This is a genomic window from Paenibacillus sp. GCM10027626 (genome assembly GCF_042676285.1).
Lineage (GTDB): Bacteria > Bacillota > Bacilli > Paenibacillales > Paenibacillaceae > Paenibacillus_Z.
This window is the reverse complement of the sequence record NZ_JBHTHC010000010.1, coordinates 140797-157859: the sequence shown is the minus strand read 5'-3', so window position 1 is coordinate 157859 and position 17063 is coordinate 140797. Positions and strand designations below refer to the sequence as shown.

At 48.4% G+C, this 17063-nt stretch carries 18 protein-coding genes; 14 read left to right on the top strand and 4 right to left on the bottom strand.

Features of this window, described 5'->3' with window-relative positions; all coding sequences use genetic code 11:
- Positions 1-36 precede the first annotated feature (36 nt).
- The 3 genes from ACFQ0N_RS20420 to ACFQ0N_RS20410 all read right to left on the bottom strand — a co-directional run bounded on the left by ACFQ0N_RS20420 (position 37) and on the right by ACFQ0N_RS20410 (position 3179).
- Positions 37-1356: an ABC transporter substrate-binding protein gene (locus tag ACFQ0N_RS20420; protein ID WP_379329577.1), complete on the bottom strand. Its 1320-nt coding sequence runs from the start codon at positions 1354-1356 to the stop codon at positions 37-39.
- A 37-nt stretch (positions 1357-1393) separates the two neighbouring features.
- Positions 1394-2242: a creatininase family protein gene (locus ACFQ0N_RS20415; protein WP_379329575.1), complete on the bottom strand. Its 849-nt coding sequence runs from the start codon at positions 2240-2242 to the stop codon at positions 1394-1396.
- A gap of 295 nt (positions 2243-2537) precedes the next feature.
- Positions 2538-3179 (bottom strand): GntR family transcriptional regulator, encoded by a 642-nt coding sequence (locus ACFQ0N_RS20410; protein WP_379329573.1) that lies wholly within the window; start codon positions 3177-3179, stop codon positions 2538-2540.
- A 185-nt stretch (positions 3180-3364) separates the two neighbouring features.
- Between ACFQ0N_RS20410 and ACFQ0N_RS20405 the strand changes: the two genes are divergently transcribed.
- The 8 genes from ACFQ0N_RS20405 to ACFQ0N_RS20370 all read left to right on the top strand — a co-directional run bounded on the left by ACFQ0N_RS20405 (position 3365) and on the right by ACFQ0N_RS20370 (position 9637).
- Positions 3365-4531 carry a mandelate racemase/muconate lactonizing enzyme family protein gene (locus ACFQ0N_RS20405; RefSeq protein ID WP_379329571.1) on the top strand — a complete coding sequence of 389 codons (1167 nt, stop codon included), beginning with the start codon at positions 3365-3367 and terminating at the stop codon, positions 4529-4531.
- Between the two features lie 31 nt (positions 4532-4562).
- A complete protein-coding gene (locus ACFQ0N_RS20400) occupies positions 4563-5381 on the top strand; it encodes a transporter substrate-binding domain-containing protein (protein ID WP_379329569.1) in 819 nt (272 codons plus the stop codon).
- A gap of 65 nt (positions 5382-5446) precedes the next feature.
- Positions 5447-6112 carry an amino acid ABC transporter permease gene (locus tag ACFQ0N_RS20395; protein ID WP_379329567.1) on the top strand — a complete coding sequence of 222 codons (666 nt, stop codon included), beginning with the start codon at positions 5447-5449 and terminating at the stop codon, positions 6110-6112.
- Between the two features lie 10 nt (positions 6113-6122).
- Positions 6123-6770: an amino acid ABC transporter permease gene (locus ACFQ0N_RS20390; protein ID WP_379329566.1), complete on the top strand. Its 648-nt coding sequence runs from the start codon at positions 6123-6125 to the stop codon at positions 6768-6770.
- Positions 6767-7498 carry an amino acid ABC transporter ATP-binding protein gene (locus tag ACFQ0N_RS20385; RefSeq protein WP_379329564.1) on the top strand — a complete coding sequence of 244 codons (732 nt, stop codon included), beginning with the start codon at positions 6767-6769 and terminating at the stop codon, positions 7496-7498. The genes ACFQ0N_RS20390 and ACFQ0N_RS20385 overlap by 4 nt, the downstream gene beginning before the upstream one ends.
- A 13-nt stretch (positions 7499-7511) precedes the next feature.
- Positions 7512-8261, top strand: coding sequence for an HAD family hydrolase (locus ACFQ0N_RS20380; protein WP_379329562.1), 750 nt, complete (start codon positions 7512-7514; stop codon positions 8259-8261).
- Between the two features lie 327 nt (positions 8262-8588).
- Positions 8589-8711 carry a hypothetical protein gene (locus tag ACFQ0N_RS20375; protein WP_379329560.1) on the top strand — a complete coding sequence of 41 codons (123 nt, stop codon included), beginning with the start codon at positions 8589-8591 and terminating at the stop codon, positions 8709-8711.
- Positions 8712-8803: 92 nt separating this feature from the next.
- Positions 8804-9637 carry a D-alanyl-D-alanine carboxypeptidase family protein gene (locus tag ACFQ0N_RS20370; RefSeq protein ID WP_379329558.1) on the top strand — a complete coding sequence of 278 codons (834 nt, stop codon included), beginning with the start codon at positions 8804-8806 and terminating at the stop codon, positions 9635-9637.
- Here ACFQ0N_RS20370 and bioB read toward each other — a convergent pair.
- Entirely contained in the window at positions 9624-10619 is a 996-nt protein-coding gene (gene bioB / locus ACFQ0N_RS20365; RefSeq protein ID WP_379329556.1) for a biotin synthase BioB, read from the bottom strand. The genes ACFQ0N_RS20370 and bioB overlap by 14 nt on opposite strands.
- Before the next feature lie 698 nt (positions 10620-11317).
- Here bioB and ACFQ0N_RS20360 point away from each other — a divergent pair.
- The 6 genes from ACFQ0N_RS20360 (at position 11318) to ACFQ0N_RS20335 (ending at position 17051) form a co-directional block, all read left to right on the top strand.
- On the top strand, positions 11318-12193 hold the full coding sequence (locus tag ACFQ0N_RS20360) for a MurR/RpiR family transcriptional regulator (protein ID WP_379329554.1): 876 nt from the start codon (positions 11318-11320) through the stop codon (positions 12191-12193).
- Positions 12194-12206: 13 nt separating this feature from the next.
- Positions 12207-12884 (top strand): N-acetylmannosamine-6-phosphate 2-epimerase, encoded by a 678-nt coding sequence (locus ACFQ0N_RS20355; RefSeq protein ID WP_379329552.1) that lies wholly within the window; start codon positions 12207-12209, stop codon positions 12882-12884.
- A gap of 25 nt (positions 12885-12909) precedes the next feature.
- Positions 12910-13884 carry an N-acetylglucosamine kinase gene (locus tag ACFQ0N_RS20350; RefSeq protein ID WP_379329550.1) on the top strand — a complete coding sequence of 325 codons (975 nt, stop codon included), beginning with the start codon at positions 12910-12912 and terminating at the stop codon, positions 13882-13884.
- Complete coding sequence (locus ACFQ0N_RS20345; RefSeq protein WP_379329548.1) at positions 13881-14627, top strand: sugar isomerase domain-containing protein; 747 nt, start codon at positions 13881-13883, stop codon at positions 14625-14627. The genes ACFQ0N_RS20350 and ACFQ0N_RS20345 overlap by 4 nt, the downstream gene beginning before the upstream one ends.
- 33 nt (positions 14628-14660) lie before the next feature.
- Positions 14661-16031: an ABC transporter substrate-binding protein gene (locus tag ACFQ0N_RS20340; protein ID WP_379329546.1), complete on the top strand. Its 1371-nt coding sequence runs from the start codon at positions 14661-14663 to the stop codon at positions 16029-16031.
- 102 nt (positions 16032-16133) lie between these two features.
- A complete protein-coding gene (locus tag ACFQ0N_RS20335; protein WP_379329544.1) occupies positions 16134-17051 on the top strand; it encodes a carbohydrate ABC transporter permease in 918 nt (305 codons plus the stop codon).
- The last annotated feature ends 12 nt before the right edge of the window (positions 17052-17063 follow it).

Here is a 17063-nt window from a genome sequence, read left to right as displayed (position 1 = left end):
TCCGTCTCCCCCAAACGCCGAATTCATTTGTGTTGTTTATTTTTGTTTGGCAATCAGTTCGTTGGCCCGATTCACCGCTTTGCCTACGGCATCATCCGTTGTTGCCGATTTGCTGATCATCAATTGATAAGCCTCGGTAACAATGTCGTTAAATTGGGAATAGGCGTCAAAAGCGGGTGCAGGGAAAGCGTAATCAATCGCTTTGACGAAACCTGCGAAATCCGGGCTTGAAAGCTGCTGATCCTTCCCGACCTCGATTTTGGTTGGCAGGCGGCCGCTTATCGCATTAAATTTCAAAGAGTTTTCCTTGTTCACAAGAAATTTCAAAAAGTCGGCCATTTCGTTTTTATGCTTGCTGCTTTTGGAGATCGAATAGCCGAATAAACCGAAGGTTGCGGAATGATTTTCCTTTTTGGGCAGCGGTGCGCTGTAGAGCTTGCCTTTGAGATCCGGATTCTGTGAGGTAATGGTGCCGATCGCGTTCGGACCGCTTATCATCATTGCAATTTTATTATTGGCCATCATCGTGGCAACTTCAGGGAACCCGGTTTCCAGAACTCCCGGCGGGACAACTCCGTACTTATTATTAAGATCCGCGAAAAATTGAAAAGCTTCTTTTGCTTGAGGCTTATCCAGTTCCGTTAACCATTTTCCGTTCTGGTCTTGTTTAATTTCCTCTACTCCGAAGGTGCGCAGAAACGGGATGAACCTCGCGGCACCTGATGAATTCCGTGTACCGATCATGCCAAAGCCCCATTGGTCGACAGTTCCGTCGCCATTCGTATCTTTCGTAAGCTTTTGGGCGACTTTAAGAAAATCGTCCCATGTTTCCGGGGCTTGCAAGCCTTCTTTTTCAAACCAATCGCCTCTGTATATTAAAGCTTGGGGGGTAGCGAACCACGGGAGGAACTGCAACTGTCCGTCAATACTTGCTTCGTTGATCATATTCGGATAAAACTCCGCCAGATAATCCTTGTTGAGCAGTCCGGTAAGGTCCGTTGTAATGTCCATTTTGTTTGCGTTTCTCATAAATTCGGGAGTGTTGAAGAAGGCATCCGGCATATCTCCCCCTGTTGCAAGCGCTGTCACTTTCTTGTAGAGATCGTTATAGGGAACAGCGATAAATTCGATCTTGATATTGGGATGTTGGGCCACGTACGCATCAGCCAGCGCTTTTTCAGCCGGTCCTTCCGGTTTCTCCGTTTGCTCAACAGATAAAATTTGCAGCTTTATCGGATTGTTGGCCGCTTGTGGTGTATCTTGTGAATTCGTGCTCGTACTGCACCCGCTTGATGCCAACAACAGGAATGCCAGACTTGCAGACATAACGGGAAGCTTCAGGATGTTCACTTTCATATACATTCCCCCTTGAGAGATTGTTACTTTTGGAGTGCTAGAAATGAAGCAAATAATCCAGGTCCAACTCGGGTTTATTGGGATGATTGTCGTGACGGGGACGTATTTCTCGGGCTTTGAACTCTTTTACGAGCCTTGCCAATCGCTCAATAGTAACATCGTACAAAATTTTCCCTTTATCCTTAGTTGAAGCGCTTGCGGTTCCGGATACGCCGGATTTGGAAAAGGTGGTCCACCATTCCATCATCAGGATCGGTGAAGGCGCTTGCAATTCATTCCAATGAAATTCGGAATCTGGCAATCCGTATTCGTCTTCGATTTTGTCCATCCTGACTTCGCCTTCATTTAAATGCATGTACATCGAAGTCTCCCATTCGCAGGCATGCCCCATGCCGCCTTTTTCCGTTGTTCTGATTTTACCTGCCACATCCAACGCTAGGCTGGTATGAATGAGAGCGGTACAAAGCGCTTTCCCTTTGGTTTCGATATTGGTCTGCCTCGCCACGATATCCAGGAAAGGCATGTTAGACCCATGTCCGTCGACGATGATGATTTTTTTAAACCCGTGATACGCCAAGCTTTTGGTCACGCATAAGCAGTATTCGATAAATGTTTTGCCAGTTATCGTGATTTGTCCGGGGAAGTCCATATGATGCGTGTTGAACCCATAAGAGATGTTAGGCATGACCAGAACATCGTCGGGAACCAACTTAGCCGCGCCGACAGCAACTTCCCTGGCTAAATAATTGTCCACTTCCATCGGCAAATGTCTGCCGTGCTGCTCGGTAGAGCCAACGGGAAGAAGGATAACTCGATTCTCGTCAATGGCCTGCTGAATTTCTTCCCAAGTAAGCTTTTCGTAATAAAAAGAAGGTAGTTTGCTCATTTTCATCAACCTCGCATGTAGTTTTAGTAAGAATCAAAAGGACTTTCGAGTTCCGCTTGAATGATAGCGTGGGAAGTGCTTTGTGAGGTCACCTCATTTCATTTTGGTTATCGAAGTTCGGTTGATTCATGAATCTATGTTGAATGGTTTACAAGTGGAATTATAGTAAATGTCATTGTTATTGTCAACAATACATGAATATTTTTTGCCATATACAGCTTTTGATAAAAAAATCCCGGTAGCACTGGTCATTGCCATGCCAAGCCCGGGAAAAAATTGGTACATTTTAGCAGTTTTAGTAAATGTGTTCTCTGAGAATTGGTTCGATAAATCCCCAGTTTTTGGTCTTGATCGCTTCCAGCAGCTCTCTGTGTTCATTGATTAATTTGGAGAAATTATCAGTTTGATGCTTTTCTCTGGTGTTTGTCATGAAATGAAAAACAATTCTCGAAGACACGCTCTTCCAAAGCGTGATCAGATAGGGCTCTCCTGTGAGCGATACTAGATAACCGTGGAACTCCAGGTCTTTTTCAACAATGGTTTCAATATCGTTCTCTTTGCACGCCTGATTCAGTTCGTCGAGAATTTTCTCCAAATCCTGGATGCTGGACTCGTTAAGATTGGGGAGGGTTTTGTGGATCGAGAAGGATTCCAGCAAGACCCGGAGAGGATTCAACAGCATGGTGACTTCATCTTGTTCGACTTTGGCGACCATGGTCTCTTTATGAGTTTGGGTTACGAGCAGTCCTTCGCTTTCCAGAAGCAGTATAGCTTCCCGTATGGGTCCTCTGCTGACACCCATTTCCTTGGAGATGTCATTTTCTCTCAATCTTGTTCCCGGTTGGATCTTTCCTCTGATGATGGCACTCTTTATGTCCTTATAAACCTGATTTCTTAAAGTATCAGTTTTCTTTACGGTAAAACCGTATTCGTTCATTGCATGGCCTCCTGCCTATAACGTTCTTATCCTATTATACATGCTTATTAAAAAATGACAAATAACGTTTATGTTAATGTTATTGTTGACAATCAAAAAAGTGTGATGATACTATGTGTTCATAAAGCGCTTTCCTCAAAAAAAGGCGCCGAAATTTAAAACCTAATCCACCCAGGAGGCAAAAGATGAAAATTATTGACGTAATGACAACACAAGTGCAGATTCCATTTCGAAAACCGGCCAAATGGTCGGGCGGGACCAGAAGAAGCGCCCCTGCTCTTATCGTACAACTGGTTACGGATGAGGGAATCATCGGTATCGGAGAATGCGTAGGACCTACCATACCGACCATTCAAACGATCGTCGAAAAAGAGTTCAAACCGTTTCTTATAGGGTGCGACCCGATGCGCACGGAATGGATTCTTCACCGTTTAGAGGAGTATGTGCTTAATTGGAAACAGTTAGGGCTTTATGCTTTGGCGGGTATCGATATTGCATTATTGGATCTCAAAGCAAAGATTTTGCAAACGCCTTTGTATAATCTGCTTGGAGGCATATACCGCAGAAACGTTGATTTTGCAGGATATCTGTTTATCGACGAACCGCTTGGGAATGCCAAGGACGCCGAAGAAATAGTCAGACAGGGGCATAAAGAAATCAAGATCAAGGTCGGCCGGGATATCGAGTTCGATACAGCCCGTCTGCGGGAGATCCGCGCGGCGGTCGGTCCTGACGTTAAGCTGCGGATTGACGTAAATCAGAACTGGAGCGTATCTACAGCGATCAAGGCCATTAATAAAATGGAAAAATACGATTTGCAGTTGGTGGAACAGCCGACTCCGTATTATGATATCGATGGTCTGGCACAGGTAAGCAAGTCCGTATCGGTTCCGATTACCGCGGATGAATCGTGCACGGATTTTGAAAGCGCGATGAGATTGATCGACAAACGGGCCGTCGCCGCGTTCACGGTATATCCCTCCGAGGCGGGCGGGCTGCTGAAAGCTAAGCAAATTATAAATTTAGCCAATGAGAACGGAATCTGGTGCGTGACAGGCTCCTGGGCCGAGACAGGCATTGCAACGATGGCGAATGTTCATTTGATAGCTTCTTCCCGCAACTTTCCATTTGCCAATGATACGCACTACGATTACTACGCCGGCGATGTTCTATCGAGCCATTTATCTTTCATGAACGGGCAAATCGTCGTCCCGGATCAACCGGGCCTGGGCGTTGAGATCGGCGAGGAACGCTTGAACGCCGTCTCGAAGGAAGAAGTTCGTGAGATGGTATTCTACGATTCCCAGCAGCAAGAAGATGAATTTATTCCGCGCATTGGAAATCTGCTGTAAATACGATTTTGACCGACAAGGGGGTCTTGGTATGAAAAAAAGTAATATGTATGCTCTGCTCTGCTTGTCACTGGCGGTTGTTCTTGCCGCTACAGGATGCTCGAAGCAGGGAAATACCAATGGAGTGGAAAGCTCGATTCTGACGAAGGTCGTTCAATCCAAAAAATTGAAGGTCGGGGTCATTCTCTCCTTTCCGCCTTTCGGGTTTAAAGACGATAAGAATAACCCGCAGGGCTACGATGTAGACATTGCCAAGGAATTGGCGGCTTCCCTGAATGCCGAGCTTGAAATCATTGATGTCGACTCCTCCGCACGAATCCCGGCCATCGAAACAGGGAAAGTGGATGCGGTTATAGGCAGTTTTTCGCGAACCTACGAACGCTTGCAAAAGATCAATGTATCGGATCCTTACTCGGCTGCCAGCGAGAAAATGCTGGTCAGGAAGGACAGTACTATACAGAAAGTTCAAGATCTTAATGATAAAAAGGTCGCTGTCGTAAAGGGTTCTACCAACCAGTCGGTTACCGAGCTTGCCCCGAAGGCGGAGCTTTCCTATTTCTCCAATTCCGCGGAATGCGTGCTCGCCGTCAAGAACGGCCAAGCGGATGCGTTTGTCGAGGACGAAAGTTTCCTGGCTTACCAGGCCAAGCTTTACCCTGAGCTGAAAGTGGCGGGAGACCCGCTTATAGCTCCGCTTTATCAAGGTATAGCAGTACGCAAAGGCGATCAGGAATGGTTAAATTACTTGAACTTCTTCATATTCCAGATTAATAATCAGGGAACGAATAAAAATCTTTACACGAAGTGGTTCGGCATTAATCCTCCTTATCCGCTTAATCCGCAGTATTAAAATAACGATGAAGATGAGGTCTGCTGCAAAACAAGGCGGACCTCTTAGTTTAAGGAGGCAAACGAATGATATTAGACTGGTCTACCCCCTTCCAGAACTTGGACTATTTTGCAGGAGGGGCTCTTATGACCTTGTGGCTGACCGTTCTCGTTTATTTCCTGTCCTTTGTGATTGGGGTTGTGCTGGCGGTTTGCCGATTCAGCAAGCGGATATACCCTTTATATACGGTCTCGACTGCGTATGTGGAACTAATCCGAAATACGCCAGCATTGGTGCAGATCTTTTTGATCTATTTCGGTCTTCCACAGTTCGGCATCCACTTTACAGCGATCCAAGCCGGGATTATTGCCTTGACGATAAACAACTCGGCTTATATGTCGGAGATCATTAGGGCAGGGATTCAATCTATCCAAAAGGGGCAATGGGAAGCAAGCAAAGCAATAGGGCTTACCAACACTCAAATATTCAGATATATCATCTTTCCCCAAGCTTTCAAACACATATTTCCGGTCTCCGCGAATCAATTTATTATGGTTCTCTTCAATACCAGCCTGCTCGCGATCCTTGATATTAAAGAGCTTACCGACCGCGCGTTAATTTTAAACGGTCAAACGTTTCGGACATTGGAGATATTCGTTTTCGTAACCGGACTGTATTATGTGCTGTATTTTATAATTTCCACGATTTTCAATAGGATATACCGCCGAGTGTTTATATCAAACGTGAAGTAAGGTGACAACCATGGATTTGAGTGTAATCTACGAGTATCGGTATCTCTTGTGGAACGGATTCGTAATAACCTGCAAGCTTTCAATTACAGCGATCCTCTTGGGGACGTTGACAGGAATCTTGATTAGTATGGCCAGGGTGAGCCGGATCAACTGGTTAAAGGCGACGCTTACGGTGTATGTCCAATTGTTTCGCGGTTCGCCGCTTCTCATTCAATTATTCATGTTTTATTTCGGGTTATCTTATATCGGTGTGAACATTAACATATTCGAGGCAACTGCGCTAGTGTTTACTTTATATTCGGGCGCCTATATAGCTGAAATCGTCAGGGCCGGTATCGATTCGATTCCCAAGGGACAGTTCGAGGCCGCCAAGGCACTTGGCTTTTCTTATTTTCTGCTGATGATCAGAATCATATTGCCCCAGACCTTGAAAGTTTCCTTGCCGCCGTTGGTCGGATTTTATATTACGCTCATTAAAGATACTTCCGTAGCTTCTGTCGTCGGATACGCGGAGTTATTGCATGAGGGAAAGGCGATTATGAATGTGTCCGGCAAGCCTTTTGAAATATTGCTGTTTATATCACTGGTATATTTTATCATCTGTTATCCGCTCTCCATGTTCGTAACCTGGATGGAAAGGAGAATTTATATCAAATGATCACACTTCGACATCTCAATAAATCGTTTGGTCCGCTTAAAATTCTTCACGACGTATCGCTTCAAGTAGAAAAAGGGGAAGTCGTGGTGGTCATCGGTCCAAGCGGCTCGGGCAAGAGCACCATGCTCCGCTGCATCAACAATTTGGAAACGATTGATTCCGGCGAGATTTCCATGAACGGCCAGCCGGTTTTGATCACTAAAAAAACGGCTGCCCGGAAGATAGGCACCGAGATTGGCATGGTTTTTCAATCGTTTAATTTATTTCCCCATTTAACCGTTTTTCAAAATATTGCCTTAGGACCCCGTCATGTACGCAAGTTGAATCAGCAGCAGGTCAAGGAAATCGTGGAGACGCTGCTTGCCAAAGTGGGGCTCCTTGATAAGCAGGACCGGTATCCGGAGCAGCTATCGGGCGGGCAGCAGCAACGAATCGCGATTGCCCGCGCCTTAGCGATGCAGCCTAAAATCATGCTGTTCGATGAACCTACTTCCGCTCTCGACCCTGAGCTTGTCGGGGAGGTCTTATCCGTTATGAAGGAATTGGCCAAGGAAGGAATGACGATGATTGTCGTTACCCATGAGATGAATTTTGCTCGGGAAGTGGCCGACCGTGTTGTAGTAATGGCAGAAGGCCGTATTATCGAAGAGGGTAAGCCGGAGGATATTTTTACTAAACCGCAAAACGCCAGAACCCAGGAGTTTCTGAAAGCGGTTATTCAGCGATAGGAGGCGGCAGCAGATGGAAGCTACACAATTGCGCATCGGGACGCATGTAATGAAAGCTCAAGCCGTCGGATTCGATAAGGATGGCACGCTTTTTGATGCATTAACGTATTGGAGATCTATAGACAGGATCAGAAAAGAGCTGTTTCTGCAGATCGTCGGCTCCAATCATGCCAACTGTTGGGAAGCGACAATGGGCTTCAAACATTCGGATGACATGAATTACAATGGTGTTTTGGCTGTGGCCACTACCACAGAAGAGATCGTACTGGTTGCGGGTCTCATGTTTCAGCTTTACGGCTGGCCTTGGTTCCAATGCAAGAAATTAGCGGAAAATTTGTTCGCAGAGGCCGATAAGAAATTGGATTACAGCGAAGCCTTTCAACCTGCTGCCAGTGTCCCGGACCTGCTTCTGAAACTGAAGAGCGCCGACATGGCCGTAGGGATTCTTACTTCGGACAGTTCGTTAAGAACGGAAGCTTGCATGAAGCTGCTTGGTTTGCAGGGGGAGCTGGATTTTATAGTCACTCCCGAGAAAGTCGAACGCGGCAAACCGTCTCCGGATATGGTTGTATCTGCTTGTGAGAAACTGGGTATCGCCCCTTCCGGAATGATTGTTGTCGGCGATTCCATCGTGGACATGCGCATGGCTAAAGAAGCGGGAAGTATTGCGGTAGGTCTGATTACACATGCAGGCTCAGAAGAAATTTTAAGCAAAGAAGCGGATTATCTGATCCGTTCGTTGACTGATATAGAGATTGTTTAATTCGAACATTCGTTCGATATTAATGCTTTATCAAACGTTCTTGATTAGAATCTTTCATCTATCAAGAGCGTTTTTATTTTTCGTCTTTTTACTAATTACGGAAAAAGTGAAATAATCTGAAAATAGTGAATAACCAACGAATAACTATAATCTCCATTAAACGAAAACTCTCTTGCGGCTTGACAAATACTAAACCAGTTTATGCAATGCTAGTAATTTGATTTAAGAAAAATTTAAACATTCCCTTCTTCTTTTTTTAAAAGTGTGTCCTATGCTGTTATCATACTCTAGCAAGGCTGCATAGTTGAAATAAGGAGAGGATTATAGATGAAAAAAAATAGACGGCTGTGGCTCATCGTATTGGGCATTTTGCTGATCGGCCCGACTATTTGCCATTATGTAGACGATATGGGACTTGTGCAGGCAGGCAACGCTGGTGAGTGCAAATGATGAAAAAAATTGCTTTTCTATCCCTCTCCGTTTTGCTGGGGATTATCGTTTTTTCAGATTGGAGCGCTTTTGAGAGAAAAGGAGCAAGAGCCGTGTCTCACTTGAAGGAGCTCGTGCAGGAACGGCAAGCCTTGCGAGCGGGTGACCTGCAAAGCGAGGCAGCTGTGCTGATCGATGATCGGACAGGGCAGGTGCTGTTCAAAAAAAATGAGCAAAAGCAGCTTTACCCTGCCAGTACAACGAAGCTGCTGACGGCGCTTATCGCGCTGGAAAAAGGAGATCCGGACGCCCTTATTATCGTCGGCGATGAAGCCCGGATCAAATCGCCGGGTGAAAGCACTGCGGACTTGTATAGCGGGCAGAAGCTGACATTGCGCGATCTTGTTGCCGGGCTGCTGCTTCCTTCAGGCAATGATGCTGCCCGGACAATTGCCCGGTACATAGCGCGGATCGATAGCGGCAAGCGCATGCCGCCCGAGGAAGGGATGGCTGAATTTGTGAATATGATGAATACGCGTGCGCAGCAAATTGGGGCGGATAACTCCCATTTTGTCAATCCGCACGGATTGCCGGATGAGCAGCATTACACGACAGCGGCCGATCTGGCGCAAATTGCTCTTGCAGCCCGGCAAAACAAGCTGCTGCGGGAAATCGTCAGTCTGCGCGAGTACACAATCGATACAGGAGCAGCCGATGAGAAGCAGATATGGATAAACAGCAACAAGCTGCTGCACCCGGATAGCGGCTTTTATTATAAAGGGACAACCGGCATGAAAACCGGATACACGAGTGCAGCAGGCTATTGTTTGGTCGCTTCAGCCGAACGTAACGGACAGGAGCTGATTGCGGTTGTGCTCAATTCCACAGCAAATGATGTATGGCAGGATGCAATAAAGCTGTTTGATTATGGTTTTACAAGGCGTTGAGTTCAATTTCGAAGCCCAGATCTTCGATAATTTGATGGTCGGCTGATATGTCTTGTCCCGCGGTAGTCAAGTAATCGCCGACAAAAAGCGAGTTCGCTGCATACAGAGACAATGGCTGCAAAGAGCGCAGATTAACCTCGCGGCCGCCTGCGACGCGCAGCTCCTTCGTTGGACAAACGAAGCGGAAAAGGGCCAGCACCTTCAGCGCTTTCAACGGTGCTGTTCGTCCCGCCCTTTCCAGCAGCGTGCCGGGGATGGCATTCAGAAAGTTGATCGGAATCGAATCGGCGTCAAGCTCCCGCAGAGCAAGCGCCATCTCAACGATCTCGCTATTCGTCTCGCCCATGCCGATAATGACGCCAGAGCACGGGGATAGCCCGTGCAATTTTGCATTTTCTATCGTTTCCATTCTTTGTTCGTATGTATGTGTGCTAGTGATAGCTGAGTAATGAGCTTTGCTGGTGTTTAGATTATGGTTGTAGCGGTGGACGCCCGCCTCGGCCAAACGCTCGGCTTGACCATCCCGCAAAATGCCAAGGCATGCGCAAATTTTGAGCGGCATGGTGCCGCGGATTTCTTTCACCGCTTCTACAACCTGATCCAGCTCTTTCTCCGTCGGCCCTCTGCCGGATGCGACAATGCAGTAGGTTCCCGCTTTGCGCGCTAATGCTTCGCGTGCGCCTGCGACCAGCGTCTCTTTATCCAGCAATGTATATTTCTCAATCGGGGCTGCCGATACGATCGATTGCGAGCAGTAACCGCAGTCCTCGGGGCAATACCCGCTTTTGGCGTTGACAATCATGTTAAGCTTCACTTTTTTGCCAAAGTAATGCTTTCTAACTTGGAAAGCCGCTTGCATGATGGGCAAAATCTCGTCGTCATCGGCTTCTAGCACCGCAAGACCCTCCTCAGGCGTCAAACACTTCCCGTCTATAGCTTGTTCGCTTAGCCGCTGCCACAGGCTCGATACTACTACTTTCATCTTGAAACCTCCTGTTGAAAAAGAGTTGCTGATATTTGTTAACCTATTAATATTATAATTTGGTTAACAAATAGATGCGGCTATTCTAGCAAATTATCTTTTTTTTGTCAAAGAGGACGCCTGCTGTATGTCCGGCTGCCGGTGCGGACATACGGAGGCTGTCGATTAATTGTGGACGGGACGAAGCGGGCCTGAGCGGATCCTGGTTCCGTTGGCCGCAAATCGCCGCGAAAATCCCACAATTCTATATGATTTTTCGGCTCAATCTTGAAATCAGTGCTTGACTTTCGCTAACGCCATACTAACTGGATTTTATGTAGGTAAATAAGCCGGATTAGATGATTTTTGCAATCTACCTTGAAATTATGCAGCTAGTTCGGACCAAATCTATCCCTTTCATCTCGCTCCCCAATTCTAACGGCAGTTTTTCCATTTAGACTGGCTTTCTAGCCAAACAATGCAAGAACTAACTGCAGAAATTACATTTAGACGGATCCACTGTCCGCGCAGGTCCGCACCCGGGTTAACTTCCGGGTCCGAATCGCTGCCACAGCAGGTCCGCAAGCCCTACATGCTCGCCCGCCGGATAAAATATCGATAAAATATTTATCCAAAAACAAATTAAGAAAAAAATATTCTTGCGAAGCGTTGGGGTGGGTGCTATACTGGTGTCAGCTAGCGAGAAGGAGGAAGCCAAGATGAGCGAACCATCGCTGCCTGTTCAGGAGAGAACAGGAGAAGGGCCGACTTTGTTTGCCATTATTCAGAATGCTTATGAAAGCTTCAGCGTCACGGAGAAAAGGATAGCCGATTTAATTCTCAATTCTCCCGAGACGATTATTTATAATACGGTTACCCAAGTTGCCGAAGGGCTCGAGGTCGCGCAGTCTACTGTAACGAGATTTTGCCGCACGATCGAGCTGCGCGGTTATCAGGAGCTGAAGATTCGGCTGGCGCAGGAGCTGGAGCGCAGACAGCCCGCTCCGGCGGAGCAGGAGGAACAAAGCCTGCCGAAGCAGCTGGCAAGCAATGCGGCCAACAGCATTTTGGATGCCGCCGTACATATTGAAGAGGCGGTATATGAAGCAGCCGTATCGGCGATTATTGGCGCCCGCAAAATTCACATTTTTGGCCTTGGCGAATCGGGACCGATGGCAGCGCTGCTGAAGATCAAGCTGCTGGGACTTGGGCTCACGGTCGATGCGCAAGTAGATATCCACCTGCAGTTAATTGCAGCAGCACATCTCGATGCAAGCGATGTTGCGATCGGCATCTCTCAGCAGGGCAGCACGAAGGATATTGTGGCGGCGATGCAAGCGGCCCGCAAGTCCGGGGCGAAGACCATCTGCATTACGGGACATGGCAAGTCGCCCATTACCGAGGTATCGGATATTAGCTTAGTGTGCCTGAATCGCGGTCTGAGCAATATAGTGGAGAGCTTCAAGAGCAAAGCCTCGATCCTTTACGTTATTGAGCTGTTAAGCGTAAGTTTGACACTGAAGATGTCAGACCAGTCGCTTGATATAAAAAAATTGTGGAAGACGACGGATTCTATCCTCGACAAATTGTATTAGGGAGTGCACTAAAATGATCGCATCGTTGAAAAACAAAATTATTGTATCGTGTCAAGCATGGCCTGGAACGCCGTTCTACGGCGATCCCAGATTTATGCGCGCTATGGCGGAAAGCGCTTTATTAGGCGGGGCCCGCGGCATTCGAGCCAACGGCGCGGACGATGTCCGCGAGATCAAGACAACCGTAAATCTGCCGCTCATCGGTATCAACAAGCTGCCGGACAGGCGCGGCGTTCGCATCATTACGCCGGATTTTGAAAGCGCGCGCGTGCTGGCGGAAGCGGGAGCCGATATGATCGCGGTGGATGCCACTGTAGAGAACCGCGCGGATGAAGCGGAGCTGCGGCAATTGATAGCGGAAATTCACAACCGTTTGGCTCTGCCTGTAATGGCAGACATTTCGAATGTCGAGGAGGCGGTGCGCGCTGAACGTCTCGGTGCAGATGTAGTCGCGACCACGATGGCGGGCTACACCCCCTATACAGAGAAAGAAAAGACAAAGGGCCCGGATTTTGAGCTGATTTCCCGAATTGTAAGCCGGGTGAAGGTGCCGGTAATCGGCGAAGGGCGCTTCGCGCTTCCGTCTGATGCCCATGAGGCAATTGCGGTGTGCGGCGCGCACAGTGTGGTGGTTGGCACCTCGATTACAGCGCCTTGGGAAGTGACTGCGCGATTTGTCAGAGCGATTTAAAGGGTTTGATTAGGAGGGAACATCCATGCTTTTGCTTGGCATCGACGGAGGGCAGACGTCCACGAAAGCTTGCCTTTACGATCACGAGAATAATACTTGTCTATTTGCCTGCGGGCCGTCGATTGATCATATGCTAACGTTCAATGGGCAGGTCAAAACCAAGCAGGCGATCCAGCAGTCGCTGCAATCGCTCCTTGTGCAAGCCAGGCTAATCCGAAAGGTCGATATGGCTTTTGTCAGCATAAGCGGCGTGCATAAAGAGCATGAGGAACTGATCAAGAGCTGGATTGCTGAATGCATTCAAGTGGATGCATTTATGATTGAAGGCGATGTGAAGGCCAATCTGGCCGGCGCCTCCAATGGAAACAACGACGGTGTGTTAATTATTGCGGGAGGTGGTAGCATAGGGTATTACTTCGACGAAAGACAGGAGTTTGTGGCGGGCGGCTACGGTCATATTTTGGGCGATGAGGGCAGCGCGTATTGGATCGGTCTTCAGGCGATCAAAGCCGGAATTCGCGACAGCGAGGCTCGCGGCCCGCTGACGGTGCTCCGCAAACAAACGCTTGATTATTTCGGCGAGGAGTCCTTTTGGGGGATCAAGAAACGTATTCACGCAGACAAAATTCAACGGAGCGATATTGCGCAGCTGTCCTTATTGGTGGAACAGACAGCGGCCAAAGGGGATGAAGCGGCCCAGTCGATCCTGCAGCAAGCCGGAGAAGAGCTTGGCGGACTTGCAATATCGGTATTGCAGCAAGCCAGAGCCTGCGATCCTGCGCTGAAGCTGGATAACGTCTACATGACAGGCGGCGTCTTTCATTCCGAACGGGTTGTGAACAGCATGCAGGCAGCCATTCACCGCTATGATGCAGCTGTCCGCATATCCAGGCCGCAGTTTCCGCCGGTAGTAGGCGCGGTTATTTTGGCGGCGCAAGCGCTTCAAGTCAGCATGGACATGGCTGTCGTAAAAAAAGCATTACAAGGAGAACAAATATGAGTATTGGAGCAGTTGAAGTTTTTAAAGCGATTACAGCTATTATTCAGGAAGTGGAACGTACGCAAATAAGCAGCATAAGAACCGCTGCTGAAAAAATGTTTGAAAGCTTGTCCAAAGGCGGAATCGTACATATCTTTGGCGCGGGACATTCGCGCGCATTCGGTATGGAGATGTGCGGCAGAGCCGGAGGATTGGCGCCGATGAAGCTTGTGGGGCTGGAGGATATCGCTGCACTGGAGGGGACGACAGGCATTAATCTGGTCGAGCTGGAAAGAGATCCGCAGACCGCCCATAGATTGATGGATATGCACGAGGTTCAGCCGGAGGATGCGTTCGTCATCGTCTCCAATTCCGGCCGCAACGGCGCTCCCAATGAACTGGCGCTTGAATGTAAAAGGCGGGGCATTCCGGTTATCGCCGTCACTTCGCTTGCACATTCGCAGCAGGCTGACAGCCGCCATCCTAGCGGCAAAAAGCTGTATGAGATCGCAGATGTTATCATTGATAACTGTTGTCCGTACGGCGATGTGATCTTAGAAATTCCGGGCCTTACAGAAAAAACAGGCTCGGCCTCCAGTGTTGCCGGCGCGATTATCGCACAATCGCTGACGGCAGAAATCATTGCGCGCTTTGTTCAAGCGGATCGCACCCCGCCTGTTTTCATTAGCGCCAATGTCGATGGAGGCGACGAGCACAACAGAGCAATCGTCCAAAAATATGGACATAGAAAAATAACATATTAGCCCCATAGTATCATAAATGAGGAGGTCTATACAATGATACAGCATAAAAATGTAAAATGGTGGATGCTCGCTCTATCGATCGTCACGGCGATCGGCTTGACAGGCTGCGGGTCGGATTCGAATAAAGGGGGCACGCCGTCCGCCGGAACAGGGGATACAGAAAACAAGGCAGAGGGCGGAAGTGACACGGGCGACAAAAAAGACACGAAGCTGGTGTTCTGGCATTATTTGAATGACCGCCATGATTTGTTGAAGGAAATGGCGGCCGATTTTGAGACGAAAACAGGGATAAAGGTTGACGTCCAACTGTTCGGCGGCGACGGCTTCAAGCAAAAGGTGATGGCTTCCGTCCAAAATAATTCGCTGCCCGATGTCATGACCTTCTCAGGCGGCGCAGGCGATCTGGGGCAGCTTGTAGAGTCGGGAAACATTATGGAGCTTGGTGAGATGAGCGACATGTTCGACAAGTTTCCCGGTTCCGTTTTGAAAACGTATTCTTACGATGAAAACAATATTTTTGGCGTCAAACATTACGGCACATATGCGATCCCGATGGACACGAACAATATGCAGTTTATTTATAATACGAAGTTGTTTGAGCAAGCGGGCATTGCGTCCGCACCGGCGACATGGGAGGAATTGCTCGCTGCCGTCGACAAGCTGAAGGCCGCTGATATCGTGCCGTTCGCGACCGGGATCGGCTCATGGGTAGCCGGAACGCTGGTTGCTCCTTACGAATTCGCTTATTTGGGCGAGGAGAAGGTATTGAGCGTAAAGCAGGGCAAGGAGCCGCTTATGGACTCGGGCTATCTGCAGGTGCTGCAGCGCTTTGAAGACTTGTATAAGCACGGTGCTTATGCGGAAGGAATTGCGACGATGGATCTGCCGATGGCAGAGCAGATGTTTGTCAACGAAGAGGTCGCGATGATTTTTGACGGCTCCTGGGCAATTGGCGTGTTCAACGAGATGAATCCGGAGTTTACGCAGTATGACGCCTTCTTGCCGCCCAAACCGGCAGATGCGGCGTATGAGGTGAAAATATCCGGCGGCATCGGCGTTCCGCTCGTCATCGACAACCATACGAAAAATAAAGATGCGGCCATGCAATTTGTCCGCTTCCTCGTGGAGAAGGAGCAGCAGCAAAAATATGCGGAGAAAAGCTTTAATTTGCCTGCCAATATCGAGGCGGCCAAATCCGAGGACGGCATGTCGCCGGCATTGCGCCACTTCTCCCTGGGCATGACTCATGTTTTTGAAAATGGCGGATCTTATCCGGCTCCTAGCGTAGAAACGGTTCTGCAAAAAGGCATTCAGCTGATCGCAATCGGCCAGTCAACGCCTGAACAGGTGCTGAAGGAAATGGATGCAGAGCTGCAAAAGGCGCTGAAGGAAAAGAAAGAATAGTTGTTGGCGGATGAGCGGCCGACCAGGCTGCTCGTCTATTATAGCGATTGTTCAACCAAACGCGTTTCCTTTTGAACGCGTACTAGTTTAGAGGTGATGATGATGGAGGCAAGCAGCTTGCCGGGCGCGAATGGGAAGTACAGCAGCAAGCGAAGGCAAGTGATCAAGCGCTATTTGAATTTGGCCTATGTGTTGCCAGCGCTGGCGCTCTTTGTTATGTTTTCTTTGCTTCCGATTATTCGCACGATTCAATACAGCTTTACGAACTCCAATGGCGTCAACAAAAACTTCGATTATGTCGGTTTCAAAAATTACGCTGCCGCCATAACGGATGCACGCTGGTGGGAGGCGATCGGCAATGGCGTTATTTTCGCGCTGCTGTCGCTTGTTTTTATGAACACGATCGCCTTGCTGCTCTCTGTTGCTACAAATTCGAATATTCGCGGGAGCAAGTTTTATCGCGTCATCTTTTATATCCCCCCGATTTTGTCCGGCATTGTCGTGGGCTACATCTGGAAATGGATTTATGAGCCGAAGGGGCTGCTGAACAGTCTGCTCAAAGATATCGGCCTTGGCGATTATACGCATGTCTGGCTCGGCTCAATGGATACGGCGCTCTATGCGGTAGCGGTCAGCTCGATGTGGCAAGGTGTCGGCGGCTCGTTCATTTTGTTTTTGGCAGGACTGCAGGGCATTCCCAAAGATTTGTATGAAGCGGCCAGTATTGACGGTGCAAACCGGTTCCAGCAAATGCGCTATATTACGATTCCGTCGCTGCGCAAAGTCTATACGCTGGTCAATATTTTGACGATACTGGGCGCGCTCGGCATTTTCAATCACGTCTATGCGATGACGATGGGAGGCCCGGGCTATGCGACCGAGGTGCCGGCGCTGCGAATTTACCGCGAAGCGTTTACCAATTCCGATTTCGGCATGGCGAGCGCCTTCTCCATTTTGTTCGGGATCATGCTGTTTATTCTATCGTTAATTCAATTAAAACTGTCCCAAAAGAAAGACTAGAGAGGGGATAAA